This is a genomic window from Pseudomonas amygdali, assembly GCF_002699855.1.
In the GTDB taxonomy this organism is placed as follows: Bacteria; Pseudomonadota; Gammaproteobacteria; order Pseudomonadales; family Pseudomonadaceae; genus Aquipseudomonas; species Aquipseudomonas amygdali.
On sequence record NZ_LKBW01000284.1, the window covers coordinates 17479 to 34169 of the forward strand.

The window sequence follows — 16691 nt, forward strand, 5'->3', positions numbered from 1 at the left end:
ACAAGTCCGCTCCTACAAAAAATGCTTTCCACCCTGAGGCCGAGCGAACGTGTGCGTACGACTAGCGCTGGAGCGTAGGGGCGAGAGTTGTTGTGCTCTCAGCCCCGTCACATCAGTTGCTCTTCACGGGATGATCAGGCTTTTTGTCGTTGCCAGGAATGTAGGGGCTCCATGGCTGGGCGCGGATCGGCTCTTTGGTCTGCCAGACGACGTTGAACTGACCGTTGTCCTCCACTTCGCCAATCATTACCGGCTTGTGCAAGTGGTGGTTGGTTTTGTCCATGGTCAGGGTGAATCCCGACGGTGCTGCGAAGGTTTGTCCGGCCATTGCCTCGCGTACCTTGTCCACGTCAGTGGTTTTGGCTTTCTCGACTGCCTGTGCCCACATGTGAATACCGACGTAGGTAGCTTCCATCGGGTCGTTGGTCACCGCTTTGTCAGCGCCTGGCAGGTTTTTCTTTTTGGCGTAGGCAGTCCAGTCAGCGACGAACTTCTTGTTGACCGGGTTTTCCACCGACTGGAAGTAGTTCCAGGCGGCGAGGTGGCCTACCAGTGGTTTGGTGTCGATGCCGCGTAGTTCTTCTTCGCCTACCGAAAACGCTACAACCGGTACGTCGGTGGCTTTCAGGCCCTGGTTGGCCAGTTCTTTGTAGAACGGCACATTGGAGTCGCCGTTAACGGTGGAGATAACCGCTGTCTTGCCACCTGCAGAGAACTTCTTGATGTTGGCCACTATGGTTTGATAGTCGGAGTGACCGAACGGGGTGTAGACCTCTTCGATGTCTTTATCCGCTACACCCTTGGAGTGCAGGAATGCACGCAGAATCTTGTTGGTGGTACGTGGGTAGACATAGTCGGTGCCGAGCAGGAAGAAGCGCTTGGCCGAACCGCCTTCTTCACTCATTACGTACTCGACCGCAGGGATCGCCTGTTGGTTAGGCGCGGCACCGGTGTAGAACACGTTGGGCGACATCTCTTCGCCTTCGTACTGCACGGGGTAGAACAGCAAGCCGTTGAGTTCCTCAAAGACCGGCAGCACCGATTTGCGCGATACCGATGTCCAGCAACCAAAGACCACCGCCACCTTGTCCTGGGTCAGCAATTGGCGGCCTTTTTCGGCGAACAGTGGCCAGTTGGAAGCCGGGTCGACAACCACTGCTTCGAGCATCTTGCCGTTGACGCCGCCTTTGGCGTTGATCTCGTCAATGGTCATCAAGGCCATGTCTTTGAGCGAGGTCTCGGAGATCGCCATGGTCCCGGACAACGAATGCAGAATACCGACCTTGATGGTTTCGGCAGCCTGAACGGTCCAGGTCAACCCCATGGCGGCGATCGATGCGGACAGGGTAAAGGCTTTGATCAGGCTGCGACGCTTCATTGACTAGCTCCCTTGGTTCATTTTTTTGATAGGTCTGCGGCGGTGCATTACGTTGCTCTTTCAACCGTTAGCAAGGTCTGGGCCAACCTAAGCGCGTCGCAAAATGGAACGAATGTGTCGCGCAGTAAAGGGTATGCGCACCAACCTGGAACGGGGGCAGGAAGAGGGCGTGCGCTATGCGCTGCAATGGTGCGGACCATGAAATACCAGCATTGTCTCTACTGCCGTTGTGTTCAAACGGCCAAGCGCCTCATACCCAGAACTCCTGTGCTCCGGTGTAAAGATCGTAGGTCTGGTCAACGAGTCGCTCGGGAGCATCGAACCAGGCGAACAGCTGGCCGTTGACCCGTGTTGTCGCACCCAGTTGCACGCGAGTTCCAGGCGGGATGGCGACGTGATCACCGAGAAAGCCGGTAAACATGTTCTTCTTGGGCACATTAGGCGCGAAGATAAAGAATACCGGGTGATTTTCCGAGTTAGCGTTACTGCTCACAAATCCATCCTGGCTCCATCTGGAGGCATTGGCTCGCGATACCGATGCGGACTGCACGCCATTATCTGTAAACACCGCACCTATCTCGCGTTCCAGACATGCCACTCCTTCGCTGGATACATACGTGGAGCGAAAGGCAGTGCCATGCCATGGCTTGAGTTTGTAGAACTGGCGGAGAAACCTGCTTGTGGTGGCGTTGCGCATACCGTTTCGCAATACAGGATTGATGGCTGCCGAACCTCCCTCTGTATAAGCTGCTATTTCCGAAAAGCTTTCTGCGTTGGACGCTTTACTCAGGGCGAGGTAATCGGCCTCGAACTTCAAACGTTCAGCGCTGCTTGCTTCTTCCAGGGACGCAGGCCAGGCAGTTGTCAGGCTGGTCAGCTGTGCTTGGGCATTGCGGATGGCTGGCTGACTCAGCCGCGGTATTTGTTTTCCCACGGTTTTCCAGGCACCGCTGGTAGTACGCAAGGCAAATTCCTGCTCATGCACCAACTGCGTTGCATCCATGGGGTTCGGCCGATAAAGGCGCGAGTGGCCGAACATGTTGGCACGACGGCTTATGAAGCAGGTCTGGCCCTCTATCTCGATGGCAGTGAAGCGGTGAGGGTCCATAGCGACGATTAATTTAGAGTCTGCAAAACGTGGGGCTTTGGAATGCGACAGGAGATAGCCAATCTGCATCTGCCCATCGCTACCCACCCTGCGAATCAGGTGCGGACTTCTTGCTGCTCCGGAGGCATGCGTTACCGGTTTAAGGGCTAGCGCCACATGGCCAATGAGAGCAGTGGCAAGATAGCCAATGGCGCTCAGAAACTCCTCGGCGGCTCCTTCGTGGTCGCCTTCGTCTATTTTCGAAAAGGCGTTCCAGGTTTTATACAGGCCCACGCCCAGCGCAACAGGCATCATGATCGGTTCAGGCAGAAACAGAATTGCGATACCGGCGATCAGATCGAAGCTTCGGCCGGCTTGCCCCTGATTGGTTTCCTGGCTCATATGCCGCTTGGCTTCGCTGATCAACTGAGTGATCCTGGTCTCGTGAATTTCCTCGTAAATATCTTTGCTCTGGCGGATAAAAACGACTGGATGCAGCAGCCTTGAAGGGATCGGTATCAGCGAAAATTGAGTAAGTACCTGTGGCGGGCGCCAGTGCTTTGCCTCTTTCTCGTACTGCATGGCACGCAGCGTCTCCAGACGCCTGGACAGCGGTATTTGCTTAAGCAGGTACTGCTGAAACGAGACTTCTTCCAGAAAGGTGGTGGTGAGATGAAACATGCTGTTGAACCAGCGGAAAACGATGCCGTCGGAAGCATTCAGTGTGCACAGTACAAGCGGTCCCTTATCGAATTTCCCCGCGGGAGCGATCAGCATGACATTGGTCATCTTGAATTGATTGACAGTGAAAAACCTGACTTCGATGGCTTCATCTATGATGGTTCGGCGCCCTTGCGGTGCTGGCGAATCCAGCACTGCTTTGATCCACTCTCGACCCGCTGGCGCAAACGCCAGTTGTTCGATCTCCAGCAGCATCATCTTCATCTGAGCTTCCAGCATGACTTTTCGTGACTGCTTGAGTCGTTGCGCATACGCCGATGTTTTCAGATTTAGGTCGAGGTACTCGCTGAGGTGTTGGGGGGCCTCAATGGTTGTAACCAATTCCTTGATGGTGGCTTTGTCCAGTTTCCTGATGACTGCGCCTTCACTATCCATAGCCTGGATCAGCAATGCATCCTTAGCTTTGGCCCGGTAGGCATGGGTGTATGCCAACTGCCATAGCGAAGTCTTCGCGGTCTCGGTTGCGGGCATCATAGGCGCGCCGGGAATATCCAGCACTTCAGTGCCGGTTGTATAGGTCAGTGAAACAATAATGTGCTGCGCTGCTACCTCCACTGAGGCTCGTTTCAATACGTCCTCGAGCTGCTTGTCGATATAGCGCGTGAAGTAAGTGCGGCTGTCGTTATCCGGCTGACCGAAGTGGTCCTTGCTGTTTTTGCGAATATTCACAACCGATTGGCCAAACCGCTGCGCCTGCTAATGCCATTCAATGCGCTGCGACTGCTTCATGGTTTTCCACCATGCAGGCATCTGGCTTTCCACCAGATCGTTATCGAGCCGGTCCAGGCGCCAATGGTGGTCGAAGTAAACTTCTGATCCCAGCAGTTGCACTATCGATTGCTCGAAACAAACCGCATCCATTCGTTGGGTGCGGGCAAGCTGTACGGCCTGAGCGAACATAGATTGCTGTCTGGTGATCTGGCGTGTATGCAACAGGCTTAGAAAGTTGCCTTCCAGCAAAGTGTATTGCCACTGCAAGATGTTGCTGTCAGGTGCAGCCTGGACTGGTTGGTCAGCCTCGGAATCAGCCAGCAGACGTCGTCTGTAATCAGGTTCAGCCCCTCGTCGAGCAAGGGCTTCGTTCATTTGTGTCAAGGATGCAAATGCTTCCAGCCCGTCATGCGGGGTGAACAGCAGCACATCTTCAAGCTCCTCCTGATCGATCTGCACAGGTTCATCGCGAAGACGTCTTGCGATTACAAACGCCCCGTAAAGCGAAAGCGGAGGGCTATCACCAGCGCTTGCCGAAAGTCCATAAACGCTGTGTGGCTGCAGCTCGGCAGTATTTCCGTCGGGGTCAGGGGCGCAGGCTGCCAATGCTGCCGACAGCAGGCTGTAGTGCCCGGTCGTCATTTTTTCGAGGGCAATCTGCACCGCGCATTCAGATTTCATGCACTCGATCTGCTCGGCGACAAACTGGTGTCCCTTGGTTTCGCCATCCGATGTTGCAATGCTCCAGTAGTCCGCAAGTTTCTGGCTATAGAACTGTTCCAGTTGCTGGCTGACCTGGGTATAGAAAGTCGCGATAGCTGCGCGGCCCAGCGGTTGGATGGCTGGTGTTTGCGAAGTGGACGACGGAGTCGGGTAAAGGCCTTGCACATCATGGTCGGTCCAGTTCAGAAGGCCGGTGAAGTGCTCGATCAGACTGGGGATCAGCGGAACACTGTGAATATTGGCTCCCTTGTCCGGTATTTCTTTGCTGTCAAGGTAGGTCAGCCATGTTGTCTGCACATCCAGCTCGGGTTTGAGGGGGGAGAGCAAGGTACTGGCCAGCTCCTGGGTTGCTTTGCTGAAACCAGGTGGATACGTGTCGCTGGCAAGCGAACGTTGTGGAGGTGGTGCTGATGTTATGAGCGGTAGGTTCATGGTGCCGATTCGCCTGCATGATGGATGATCCGCTTAAGGCATTGGCCGGGCGGTTCATTTCATGTAGTCAGGGCTGACGGCGCACGGCTATCGGCCAGCGCAGGTCGGTGAAGGCAGCATTGGCGATCTGGTCGGTAGGAAGTTTCGGGGGCATGGAAGGTTCAAAGCAGGGCGGGACCTGAAACCGGGTATGAGGAGGAATTCATCACAACGCCACTCAATGGTTTCAGGCCCCGCAGCGAGCAATCTAAGCTGTTGCCGCTGTTTTGGCAAAGCGTGAAAGCACTATTCGATCAAGCACCCAGACAATCAGCATCGAAATACCCACCAGAGGGAATATGACGCCCAGGGCAATCATGACCACTGTCGCGGTTTTCCAGCGTGGCAGGTCGTGGCGCAATGGCGGTACACCCAGCCCGCTTCGAGGTCGGCGCTTCCACCAGATCACCAACCCACTGACCGAGCTGAGCAGTACCATCATGCAGGCCAGCAGGATCAGCAACTGATTGATCCAGCCGAAAAATTTACCTTCATGCAGCATCACGCCCAGCTCGGTGGCCTTGGACACTGCGCTGTAATCAACGTAGCGCACGTCGGCCAGCACCTTGCCGGTGTACTGATCGATATGCAGCGTCGCGTCATCGCGCGGGTCGTCGGCGAACACCGACACAGTGAACACGCCATCAGCTGTTTTAGGCTGGGTGATGCTGTAGCCCGGTACGATCTCTCTGGCGCGTGCAATGTCGACAACTCGCTGCAATGACACGGTTGGCGCTGCCGGTGCGCTGGACATATGCATGTGGTCCATGTGCTCGGCGTGCTCGCCGGTTGAAACCGGCATCGGCGTATTTTCCATGGCCCATGGCACGGTCTGCACGCTGGCATTGTTCAACTCGCCAGCCTGCTTGTCGGACTTGGGCACGTCAGTCCACATGGCTGCCGGGAAGGTGTTCCATACCGCAGCGTATTGTTTGCCCCATAGCCCGGTCCAGGTCATGCCGCTCAACAGCATGAACAACAGCAAAAACGCGCCCCAGAAACCGGTCACCGCGTGCAGATCACGCCACAGCACGCGCCCCTTGGCGGTCAGGCGTGGCCAGAACACGCCGGCGGCCGAGCGCCCTCGGGGCCACCATAGATAAAGGCCGGAGACCACCAGCACAATCCCCCAGCCAGCCGCCAGCTCGACAAGCCGGTCACCCAGCGTACCGATCATCAGCTCGCCATGCAGTGCGCGGGCAATCGCCTGCTGGTTCTTTTTGGCGTCCTGGGTGCCAAGAACCTCGCCGCGATAGGGGTCAATGAAGACATTCACCTCGCGGCCCTGCTCGCTGATCACAAACTGCGCGCTGCCCTCGGCGTTTAACGGCGGGAAATACTTGCCAATGGCTGCTTGTGGGTAAGCACTTATTACCCGCTGTTGCAGCTCGTCGGCAGTGAGGCGGTGCTCGGCCGGTGCCACGCTCAACAGGTCGTGGTACATCAGGTTGTCCAGTTGCGGCTTGAACAGGTAAATGATGCCGGTCAGCGATAACAGGATCATGAACGGTGCGACGAACAGCCCTGCGTAGAAATGCCATCGCCAGGCAAGGTTGTAAAAAGAGACATCAGGTTTGGACACGTTAAACGCTCCCTAATAGGGATAACACAGCACGAATGGCGCGCAGCCTTGAGCTGCGCGCCGTCGTGGAATCTTTTTTTCGGGTTATGCCGTGGTGAGCGCTGGCGGTGCCCGGCTTCGGGCATTGGGGAATATAGCCTTGTGTGCATGCCCCCGCAGGGGATGCGAGGCGAAGAAATCACCCGGCCTTGGCGGCGGGGCTGCGACCAGTTCCAGCACATGGGGCAGCGCCGGGCAACTGAACAACAGTGTGCAATAGCCGCATTTTGCCCACAGCGCGTGATCGCTCATGCCCGCGTCGGCAGGCATGGAATGCTCGCCGCCGTGATGGGCGTGGCTGTCTGCCGACATATCCATACTGGCCGGCATGGACATCGACATGTCGGCGTGCTGATCCATCGGCATCGACTGGGAAACCAGTGGACCGATAAAGATCATCAACATGGCGAACAGACTCAGCCATGCGCCCCGTTTGTTACGGGTGGCTGATCTGTCGCGAACGCGGCGCAATGTGCTCACTTTGTAAAACGACTCAGTGCTGGTGTTCCGGAGCCTGCTTTTGTACCACGACCTGCACCTCGACATCTCCCGCCTTTTCAAAATGCAGGGTCATCGGGAAGCGTTGGCCGGTGACCAGCTTCGAACGGTCTTTAAGGTCCAGCAGCATCACGTGCCAGGCCATCGGCGCGAAACTCACCTTCGCACCGGCCGGGATGTCGACCGCCTGAACGTGCTGCATCTTCATCAGCCCGTCGGCGTGTATATGTTCATGCAACTGCGCTTGCCCGGCGATGGGGCTGTCGACGCTGATCAGACGATCTGCGCTGTCGCCCTTGTTCTCGACAGTGAAATACGCCGCGACCGTCGGCGCATTGGGCGGCAGCTCCATTGACCAGGGATGGCCAATCAGCAACGGCCCAGCCTTGTACTCATGGGCCTGGGCAAAGCAGGCTGGCAGCAGTAATGCGGCCAGCAGGAGTGCGTTTTTGAGCATTGAGGGGGTTCTCCGGAGGTTTTAGAAAAAGAGTGAAGGGCAGCTCGACTGGACATACGAAACACTCAGGTAAACCTTTAAGCACACGCTAGGTGTGCGCGCTTTGTAGAGTCGCTCCCAAGCACGCAGCCATAAGGTGATGGGATGAGTGAGAGGGCAAAGTCGCATCGTTTGCGCATCGGACGGATCTCCGGTACAGGCCAGATTTATCTGGTCACCGCGAAAACACTCCAGAGAAAACCTGCTTTTTCTGACTGGCGCATGGGGCGTCTCTTCGTCGATGAGCTTCGGCAAGTCCAGGAGCAGCAACTGGCCGATTCATTAGCGTGGGTCGTCATGCCGGACCATATTCACTGGCTGCTGCAGTTGAATAGCCACTCGTTATCCAGAGTTGTACAGCGCGTCAAATCGAAAAGCGCGATCACTATAAACAGAGCCAGCGGATGCAGTGGACCTTTTTGGCAAAGCGGATACCACGACGTAGGCATCCGCACTGAAGAAAGCCTTTTAAATTTCGCCCGTTATATTGTTGCCAATCCTGTTCGAGCCGGCTTGGTCAAAAGCGTGCGTGATTATCCCTTATGGGACGAATTTGGCTTTGAAAATAACGACCCTGTGGGAGCGAGCTTGCTCGCGAAGGCGGATTAGCGGATCAATTGATTTTCAGCGGCTGTACCGGCCTCTTCGTGAGCAAGCTCACTCCCACTGGCCGGGTTGTTTCACGATTTTCATGAGAAATGAAGACGGTTCATTCACTCCAGCCCCAACGCCTCCTGCACCTCATCCACACTCCACAAAATCCGATCCACCTCAGGCAACTCCGGGCGTTTCAGGATCAGGACGGGCAGGCCGCGCTCGCGGGCGACTTTAAGCTTGGGTTCGGTGGAGCTGCTGCCACTGTTTTTGCTGATCAGCACATCAATATCGCGTTGTTCAAACAGCTGACGTTCGTCTTCCAGGGCAAACGGGCCGCGCGCGCCGATCACTTCGCAGTGGTCATTGCCGGGGCAGCTGTCCAATGCCCGAAGCGTCCAGAATTGATGCTCCGGAATCTCGTGCAGATGCTGCAAAGGCTCGCGCCCCAGGGTGAACAGTGGGCGCTTGAAGGGCGCCAGTGCCGTGACCAGTTCTGACCAGTCGGCCACTTCGCGCCAGTCATCACCCGCACCAGCCTGCCAGGCAGTGCGACGCAAGGCCCAGCAGGGAGTTCCAGTCAGCCGGGCTGCACATGCAGCGTTGCGGCTGATTTGCGCGGCATACGGATGGGTAGCGTCCAGCAGCAAGTCGACGCCCTGGTCACGAATGTATTGCGCCATGCCCTCTGCGCCGCCATAGCCGCCAACTTTCAACTGACAGGCCAGATCTGCCGGCACTCGACCCACACCTGCCAGGCTATAGATGTGCTCAGGCCCGAGCCTGCGTGCAATCGCCAGCGCTTCGGTAATGCCGCCCAACAGCAGAATTCGTTTCATGTGTGTTCCTTCGATAACGCAACGCCCGCCTGACCGACGATACCGCCCTGACGGTCTATGGCGAACACTTCGACCTGAACCTGTGCAGGCACCACGCTGCGGGCAAAAGCCAGCGCATGACGACACACCTCATCGCCCAGCGGCACGCCCGCCGTTGCGCACATCGCCAGCGCCTGCTGGCTGGTATTGGCATCGCGAACACGTTGTTGCAGGTCTGCGTCCGCGCCGACATCCGCCGCCCACAGCGCCAGTTGCGGCAGGTCGATGCTCGAATGGCGGCTGTGCAGATCCATGTGGCCTGCGGCCAGTTTGCTGATCTTGCCGAAGCCACCGCACAGGCTCAACTTATCCACAGGCACCTTGCGCAGGTGCTTGAGCACTGCACCGACGAAATCGCCCATTTCGATCAGGGCGATATCCGGGATGTTGTACACGCGGCGCATGGTGTCTTCGCTGGCGTTGCCGGTGCAGGCGGCAATATGCCGATAGCCGTTGGTGGTGGCGACGTCGATGCCCTGATGGATCGACGCGATGTAAGCCGCGCAGGAGAAGGGCCGGACAATCCCGCTGGTGCCGAGAATCGACAGTCCGCCGAGAATACCGAGGCGCGGATTCATGGTTTTGAGCGCCAGCGCTTCGCCGCCCTCGACGCCAATCGTAACCTCGAAACCACCGCTGTAGCCGAGTTCTTCCGCCAGCTGCAGCAAGTGTTCGGTCATCATGCGTCGAGGCACCGGGTTGATGGCGGGCTCGCCCACCGCCAACACCAGGCCGGGGCGGGTCACGCTGCCTACACCTGCGCCTGCAACGAAGCGCACGCCGGGTGCCATTTCCAGCCTGACGCGCGCAAACACCAGCGCGCCGTGAGTAACGTCGGGATCGTCCCCGGCATCCTTGAGTGTTCCGGCTTCGGCGAAGTTATCCACAAGGCGGCAGAATTCCAGGCGCATCTGCACCTGTTTGCCCTTGGGCAACACAATCTCTACCGCATCGCTGATTTGCCCGCTGAGTAACAGCCGCGCTGCCGCGAGGCTGGTTGCTGTGGCGCAGCTGCCGGTGGTCAGGCCACTGCGCAGCGGAGCAGGCTGTTCGGCGGTTTCTTCGCGCATCAGGGTTTGACTACATCCAGCAGAGTGATCGGCAAGGCCTGACGCCACGTATCGAACTCGCCAAGAGGCTGAGCATGGGCGACGTGAATACGCGTCAGTTCGCCGCCATGCCGCTCGCGCCAGGCCATGAGTGCAGCCTCGCTTTGCAGGGTTACTGCATTGGCGACCAGCCGCCCGCCGGAGCGCAGCTGCTCCCAGCAGGTTTCCAGCACGCCGATACGGGTCACGCCACCGCCGATGAAAATCGCATCCGGACGCTCCAGACCGCTCAGCGCCTGTGGCGCGCTGCCACGGACCAATTGCAGGCCCGGCACGCCCAACGCATCGCGATTGAATTCGATCAGTTGCTGACGGCCTTCGTCCGCTTCTATGGCCATCGCCCGGCAGGTCGGGTGCGCGCGCATCCATTCGATGCCGATGGAGCCGCAGCCCGCGCCGACGTCCCAAAGCAGTTCACCCGGCACCGGAGCAAGGCGGGCAAGTGTGATCGCCCGCACGTCGCGTTTGGTCAACTGGCCGTCATGCTCGAAAGCGCTGTCTGGCAAACCGGCCACTGTACTCAGGCGAATGGCGCTGGCGTCGGCGCGACAATCGACGGCAACCAGGTTCAGTGCAGCGATCTCGGGATTGCCCCATTCACTGGCCAGCCCCTCGACGCGCCGTTCGGCTTCACCTCCCAGATGCTCCAGGACCGTCATGCGGCTAGGGCCAAAGCCTCGTTCGCGCAGCAAACCGGCAATCACTGCGGGGCTGCTGCCATCATTGCTCAGCACCAGCAGACGTACGCCATGATGGAAATGAGCGTTCAATGCGGCTACCGGACGGGCAACCACTGACAAGGTAACGACTTCCTGCAACGGCCAGCCCAGACGAGCGGCGGCCAGAGAGTAAGAAGAAGGGGCGGGCAGAATACGCATTTCGTCGATGGCGACTACGCGTGCCAGGCTGGCGCCGACGCCGAACAGCATCGGATCGCCACTGGCCAGTACGCAGATTTCGGCACCGCGCTGTTCCAGCACCGGGTTCAGCGAAAATGGACTCGGCCATGCACGCCGCTCGGCGCGAATGCACGGCGGCAGCAATGCCAGCTGGCGCGGACCGCCGAACACCTGATCAGCGTGCAGCAGAGCGTGCCGGGCGTTCTTGCCCAGGCCCTTGTAACCGTCTTCTCCGATTCCCACGACTGTCAGCCACGGCGACATGTACCTACCTCAATCCGAACTTCCGACAGAGCGCCTTTTCATGCCTGCGGACAAAGCAGGCATAATACCGCGCCCGACGGGGTACAAGTGCTCTAATCCACGTCCAGTTCATACCGGGTGATCCATTGAACGAGCCGCAGTCCGCTCGCACATCCTCTGCAACGCTACGCCCCTCGGCCTGTCCGGGGTTGCTGCATATCGTCCCGGCACTGGACGGCGGGATCTGCCGGATCAAGCTGGCGGGCGGGGTCATCAGCAGTGTGCAGGCAATAGCGGTTGCAGAGGCTGCGCAGACTTATGCACAGGGCGTTATCGAAGCCACCAACCGCGCCAACCTGCAAATTCGCGGCATCGGCGCTGATCACGATGGGTTGATCAAGGCATTGATGGCGGCAGGACTCGGCCCGGCCAACCCTGCCAGTGACGATGTGCGCAACCTGATGCTCAGCCCGACCGCGGGGCTGGATTCGCGCATGCTGTTCGATGCCCGACCGTTGGCGGCGCAGGTTCTCGATGCGCTGGAAAATCACCCGCGCTTCCATGAGCTGTCACCCAAATTTGCGTTGTCGCTGGATGCTGGTGAAGCGCTGGTGATGCTCGAACACGCGCATGATGTTTGGCTGTCGGCGCTGAACCTCGACGGCGAAGTGCTGCTGGCGTTCGGGCTGGCCGGTTGCCCGGCCAATGATCGACCGCTGGCCGCTGTGCCGCTGGCGGCTGGAGAAACGCTGGTTGTCGGGTTGCTGGAATTGTTCCTCGATCTGGCCCGCCCGGAGCACACCCGGATGCGGCATCTGCTGGTCGAGGTGTCGACCAACGATGTGTTGCGCGAGCTTTCTACCCGGCTGGACTGCGCGTTGCGGGTGGATCAAGCCGTCACCGGCTGGCAGCGCCCGGCCATTCAGGGCAATCGGCATATCGGTATTTATCCACAGGCCGAGCCTGCGCGGGTTGCGGTGGGGGCGGTGGTTCCGCTGGGGCGTCTTGATGCCGCCACGCTCGCCATCGTCGCGCAACTGGCAGAAGAGCAGGGCGACGGCACTTTGCGCCTGACGCCCTGGCAGAGCCTGCTGTTGCCCAATGTGCCGGTCGAGCGCGCTGCAACAGTGATGACGGCGTTGCAGGCCGCGGGTCTGATCTGTTCGGCCGAACAGCCACTGGCGCAGATGGTGGCGTGTACCGGTTCTGCCGGCTGTGCAAAAGGGCTGGCCGATACCAAGGCTGATGCGCTGCAACTGGCTACCGGCCTTGTTGCCAGTCAGGCCGTTCATTTAAGCGGTTGCACGCGTTCCTGCGCTGCTGCTCACGTAGCGCCGGTAACCTTGCTGGCCGTTTCGCCCGGCCGTTACGACCTTTATTTTCGCGACGCAGCGCATGCCGGTTTCGGTGTGCTGCGCGCGCGTGACCTTACTATTGAAGCAGTCGGTGCGCAGTTGAACGCCGACTCACGGAGCAACATTGCATGATTGATTACATCCGCGATGGTCAGGAGATATATCGCAACTCCTTCTCGATCATTCGCGCCGAAGCGCGCCTGGACACGATCCCCGCCGACCTGGAAAAACTCGCCGTGCGCGTGATCCATGCCTGCGGGATGGTCGAAGTCATTGAAGACCTGCGCTTCTCGCCGGGTGCCGGTACGGCCGGGCGCAATGCCCTGGCCGCCGGTGCACCGATCCTCTGCGACGCACGCATGGTCTCAGAAGGCATCACCCGTACCCGGCTGCCCGCCAACAACCAGATCATCTGCACATTGCACGATGAAGGCGTGCGGGAAATGGCGCTCGAACTGGGCAATACGCGCTCTGCGGTGGCGCTGGAGCTGTGGCGTCCGTACCTGGAAGGCAGCGTAGTGGTCATCGGCAATGCGCCGACTGCGCTGTTCTATCTGCTCGAAATGCTCGATGCAGGCGCGCCGAAACCAGCGCTGATTCTCGGCTTTCCGGTTGGCTTTGTCGGCGCTGCCGAGTCCAAGGCCATGCTTGCCGCAGACAGCCGTGGCGTGCCATTTGTGATCATGCAGGGTCGTCGTGGCGGCAGCGCCATGGCCGTGGCCGCTGTCAATGCACTGGCCACGGAGATCGAATGATGCAGGCACGCGGTCGATTGATTGGCCTGGGCGTCGGCCCCGGCGACCCGGAGCTGATTACCGTCAAGGCGCTGCGCCTGCTGCGGGAGTCGCCTGTGGTGGCGTACTTCGTGGCCAAGGGTAAAAAGGGCAACGCATTCGGCATTATCGAAGCGCACTTGCAGGACGTTCAAACGTTGATGCCACTGGTCTACCCGGTCACCACCGAAGCCTTGCCAGCGCCGCTGTCCTACGAAAAAGTCATCAGCGACTTCTACGACGAGTCCAGCCTGCACATTGCGGCGCACCTGAACGCCGGGCGCGATGTCGCGGTGATCTGCGAAGGCGACCCGTTCTTCTACGGTTCCTACATGTACCTGCACGACCGCCTGGCCGAGCGCTACGAGGCGCAAGTGATTCCGGGTGTGTGTTCGATGCTCGGTGGCGCTTCGGTACTGGGCGCGCCGCTGGTGTATCGCAACCAGAGCCTGTCGGTGCTGTCCGGCGTGCTGTCCCACGAGGACCTGAAACGCAAGCTGGCTGATGCCGATGCAGCAGTGATCATGAAACTGGGACGCAACTTCCACAAGGTCCGTGAAGTGCTGACCGAACTGGGCATGGCCGGGCGTGCGCTGTATGTCGAGCGCGCAACCATGGCCAACCAGAAAATCGTCCCGCTGGATCAGGTAGACCCGATGTCTTCGCCGTATTTTTCGCTGATTATCGTTCCGGGTGACAGGTGGCAAGGCTGATGACTCTCAACATTCCAGCCATCGTCATTCTCGGCAATGGCAGCCTGGCTACCGCGCGGCGCATTCAGCAGCTGTTTCCCGATGCGCAGATTCATGGCCTGGCCGAGCGTGTGCAGAACGCTGACATTACCTACAGCGAATTCGGTAGCACGCTGCGTCAGTTGTATCAGCAAAACACCCCTATTATCGCCCTGTGTGCCGCTGGCATAGTGATTCGCACCCTGGCCCCGCTGCTGTTGGAGAAGGGCGTCGAGCCGCCGGTACTCGCCGTAGCTGAGGACGGTAGTGCAGTGGTGCCACTGCTTGGTGGCCTGGGCGGGGTCAATGTCATGGCGCGCAGCATTGCCAACGGGCTTGGCGTTGCACCGGCAATCACCACCAGCGGCGAATTGCGCTTCGGCACCTGCCTGCTCAACCCGCCCAGCGGCTATGCACTGGGCGACCTGGAGCTGGGCAAGCGTTTTGTTTCCGACTTGCTCTCCGGCGAACCGGTGCGCATTGAAGGCGAGGCACCCTGGCTGGAGCGAGCGCAACTGCCCGAAGACCCGCAGGCTGAGCTGACGATTCATGTCGGCTGCGCCCTACGTGAGCCCGCTCCCCATGAATTACTGATCTACCCGCGCAGTGTACTGGTCGCCGTCAGCGAAATAACCGCTGAACTGGCTATGCGGGTCCGCTCGGCGTTGCACGACGCAAGCATTGCCGAGCAATCCCTGGCTTGCCTGCTGGCCAGCGAAGAGCAGATGGCCAATGCGCAGTTGCATCAGGCAGCCAGCGAGCTGGGCGTCCCGGTGCGCTTCGACAAGGCTGGGGCGGCCAGCGAAATGGCCTCCCGCTGCGTGCCGCAACGGTTGCCGCCACTCAGCGTCGACGACATGGCGATTGCCGTCGCGACTCAACCGCTGGATGTGCAGAACATCGGCCGTGGGCGTGGCCGGCTTGCAGTCATCGGCCTGGGCCCCGGCGCAGCGGACCTTATGGTGCCTGCCGTCAAGGCTGAACTGGCACGCGCCAATGATGTGCTGGGTTACGAAACCTACGTGCGCATGGCCGGGCCGTTTCGTGCCGATCAGGTACTGCATTGCACCGACAATCGCGAAGAAATGCTGCGTGCCCGGCATGCCTTCGAACTGGCCGCGCAAGGTCGTTCGGTGGTTGTGGTGTCGTCCGGTGATCCGGGCGTGTTCGCCATGGCCTCGGCAGTGCTTGAAGCGCTGCACGAGTCCGGCAACCCGCACTGGCACTCGGTCGAGCTGGAGATTCTCCCGGGTGTCTCGGCTTCTCTGGCAACCGCCGCTCAGGCTGGTGCGCCGTTGGGGCATGATTTCTGTGTGTTGTCGCTGTCCGATAACCTCAAGCCTTGGGAGATCATCGAAAAGCGTCTGGACCTTGCCTGTCAGGCAGACCTTGCGCTGGCCTTCTACAACCCGATTTCCCGTTCACGACCCTGGCAACTGGGGCGTGCGCTGGAGATAGTTCGCCAGCACCGCACTCCTGAAACGCCCATCACGCTTGGGCGCGACATCGGTCGTCCTGGCCAGACACTGCGCGTCATTACGCTGGGTGAACTGACGCCGGAGCAGGTGGACATGCGAACCATGGTGCTGATCGGCTCTTCCCTGACCTGCACCTTTCCTCGCAACGAAGGCGGCAATTGGGTCTACACGCCCCGCTGGTATGGCGCGAAACCTACATACAGCCTGAGCCCATAGGCTTGTCGTACCTGTATCGAATTTACTGTGGGAAAGTGCTGAAACCTCTGCGTATCAACAGGCATTCAGGCCGAGTTTTCGGCCTGGCTGCTTGCGCGAACGGATGTTCTTCAAGTTGCCAGGCTTGTGGCTTTTTTCTCTGTCCTGCCACGGATTTCTCTTTCGCCCGCTGTTTACCGAGGGCTGAGCACAGCTTGATTTTTTGCGCGCGCCATCGAGTGTTGCCGCGGCAGTTGAAAAAGCCATCAATAGACCGCTCGAAAGTGCCGGAAAAACGGCCTGATTTATTTGATTAGTCTCGTATCTGTCCACAAGGACTCACGAATTAAAGGACTAAATGAAATGAAACAGGACAATACGATGAGCATGACCGACAACCTTGATTACATTGCCGCTTGTGAGCTGGCTGAATGCCCTGCTTCGTCCATCGCCCACGCAGCAGCCATAAAGCCTGAATTGCTTCTGGCCAGTGACGAGACTGACTTTGACCCAGGCGATGAAGCTGCCAAGGGTGCTGTGGTTGCAAGCAGTCTGCTGGCATTTGCCGAGGGCGTTTCGCGGCAGAGCAAGCAAGACGTCATGGACTCCTTTCTGTTTGCCACCCTTGTGGCCAACAAGGCGTTCAGCTGAACCGCCCCGGGTTTCTCGGAGACCCTTTTGTTTGAGTCATGCCACCTGGGCAGACTCGG

At 59.0% G+C, this 16691-nt stretch carries 12 protein-coding genes and 2 pseudogenes; 6 read left to right on the forward strand and 8 right to left on the reverse strand.

The genetic code is table 11. The features are described 5' to 3' along the window. Nucleotides 1-112 precede the first annotated feature (112 nt). The 5 genes and pseudogenes from urtA to AO277_RS20890 all read right to left on the reverse strand — a co-directional run bounded on the left by urtA (nt 113) and on the right by AO277_RS20890 (nt 7687). Nucleotides 113-1378 carry an urea ABC transporter substrate-binding protein gene (gene urtA / locus AO277_RS20870; RefSeq protein WP_002555394.1) on the reverse strand — a complete coding sequence of 422 codons (1266 nt, stop codon included), beginning with the start codon at nt 1376-1378 and terminating at the stop codon, nt 113-115. Nucleotides 1379-1628: 250 nt separating this feature from the next. Next, nucleotides 1629-5072: pseudogene (locus AO277_RS20875) on the reverse strand (dermonecrotic toxin domain-containing protein). 247 nt (nt 5073-5319) lie between these two features. Continuing rightward, nucleotides 5320-6693, reverse strand: coding sequence for a PepSY-associated TM helix domain-containing protein (locus tag AO277_RS20880; RefSeq protein WP_044318721.1), 1374 nt, complete (start codon nt 6691-6693; stop codon nt 5320-5322). An 84-nt stretch (nt 6694-6777) separates the two neighbouring features. Beyond that, nucleotides 6778-7212, reverse strand: coding sequence for a DUF2946 domain-containing protein (locus AO277_RS20885; protein WP_044318722.1), 435 nt, complete (start codon nt 7210-7212; stop codon nt 6778-6780). Between the two features lie 13 nt (nt 7213-7225). Then, on the reverse strand, nt 7226-7687 hold the full coding sequence (locus tag AO277_RS20890) for a copper chaperone PCu(A)C (RefSeq protein WP_002555389.1): 462 nt from the start codon (nt 7685-7687) through the stop codon (nt 7226-7228). Between the two features lie 144 nt (nt 7688-7831). On the opposite strand from AO277_RS20890, the gene AO277_RS20895 reads away from it, so the two are divergent. Next, a complete protein-coding gene (locus AO277_RS20895; protein ID WP_044318723.1) occupies nt 7832-8335 on the forward strand; it encodes an REP-associated tyrosine transposase in 504 nt (167 codons plus the stop codon). A 104-nt stretch (nt 8336-8439) separates the two neighbouring features. Here AO277_RS20895 and AO277_RS20900 read toward each other — a convergent pair whose 3' ends face one another. From AO277_RS20900 to AO277_RS20910, 3 genes are read right to left on the reverse strand one after another with little or no spacing between them, the layout of a single operon-like run. Then, nucleotides 8440-9159, reverse strand: a complete 720-nt coding sequence (locus AO277_RS20900; RefSeq protein ID WP_044318724.1) for a cobalt-precorrin-6A reductase — start codon at nt 9157-9159, stop codon at nt 8440-8442. Continuing rightward, nucleotides 9156-10268, reverse strand: coding sequence for a cobalt-precorrin-5B (C(1))-methyltransferase (locus tag AO277_RS20905; protein ID WP_002555386.1), 1113 nt, complete (start codon nt 10266-10268; stop codon nt 9156-9158). Before AO277_RS20905 ends, AO277_RS20900 begins: the two co-directional genes overlap by 4 nt. Beyond that, nucleotides 10268-11470 carry a bifunctional cobalt-precorrin-7 (C(5))-methyltransferase/cobalt-precorrin-6B (C(15))-methyltransferase gene (locus tag AO277_RS20910; protein WP_002555385.1) on the reverse strand — a complete coding sequence of 401 codons (1203 nt, stop codon included), beginning with the start codon at nt 11468-11470 and terminating at the stop codon, nt 10268-10270. Before AO277_RS20910 ends, AO277_RS20905 begins: the two co-directional genes overlap by 1 nt. Nucleotides 11471-11595: 125 nt before the next feature. On the opposite strand from AO277_RS20910, the gene cobG reads away from it, so the two are divergent. The 5 genes and pseudogenes from cobG to AO277_RS20935 all read left to right on the forward strand — a co-directional run. Further along, nucleotides 11596-12936, forward strand: a complete 1341-nt coding sequence (cobG, locus tag AO277_RS20915) for a precorrin-3B synthase (protein ID WP_080899246.1) — start codon at nt 11596-11598, stop codon at nt 12934-12936. Then, complete coding sequence (locus tag AO277_RS20920) at nt 12933-13559, forward strand: precorrin-8X methylmutase (RefSeq protein ID WP_002555383.1); 627 nt, start codon at nt 12933-12935, stop codon at nt 13557-13559. Before cobG ends, AO277_RS20920 begins: the two co-directional genes overlap by 4 nt. Continuing rightward, nucleotides 13556-14290, forward strand: coding sequence for a precorrin-2 C(20)-methyltransferase (locus AO277_RS20925; RefSeq protein WP_002555382.1), 735 nt, complete (start codon nt 13556-13558; stop codon nt 14288-14290). The genes AO277_RS20920 and AO277_RS20925 overlap by 4 nt, the downstream gene beginning before the upstream one ends. Continuing rightward, nucleotides 14290-16002, forward strand: a complete 1713-nt coding sequence (cobJ, locus tag AO277_RS20930) for a precorrin-3B C(17)-methyltransferase (protein ID WP_044318726.1) — start codon at nt 14290-14292, stop codon at nt 16000-16002. The genes AO277_RS20925 and cobJ overlap by 1 nt, the downstream gene beginning before the upstream one ends. A gap of 342 nt (nt 16003-16344) precedes the next feature. Continuing rightward, a pseudogene (locus AO277_RS20935) lies at nt 16345-16629 on the forward strand (hypothetical protein); the annotation flags it as partial. Between the last annotated feature and the right edge of the window lie 62 nt (nt 16630-16691).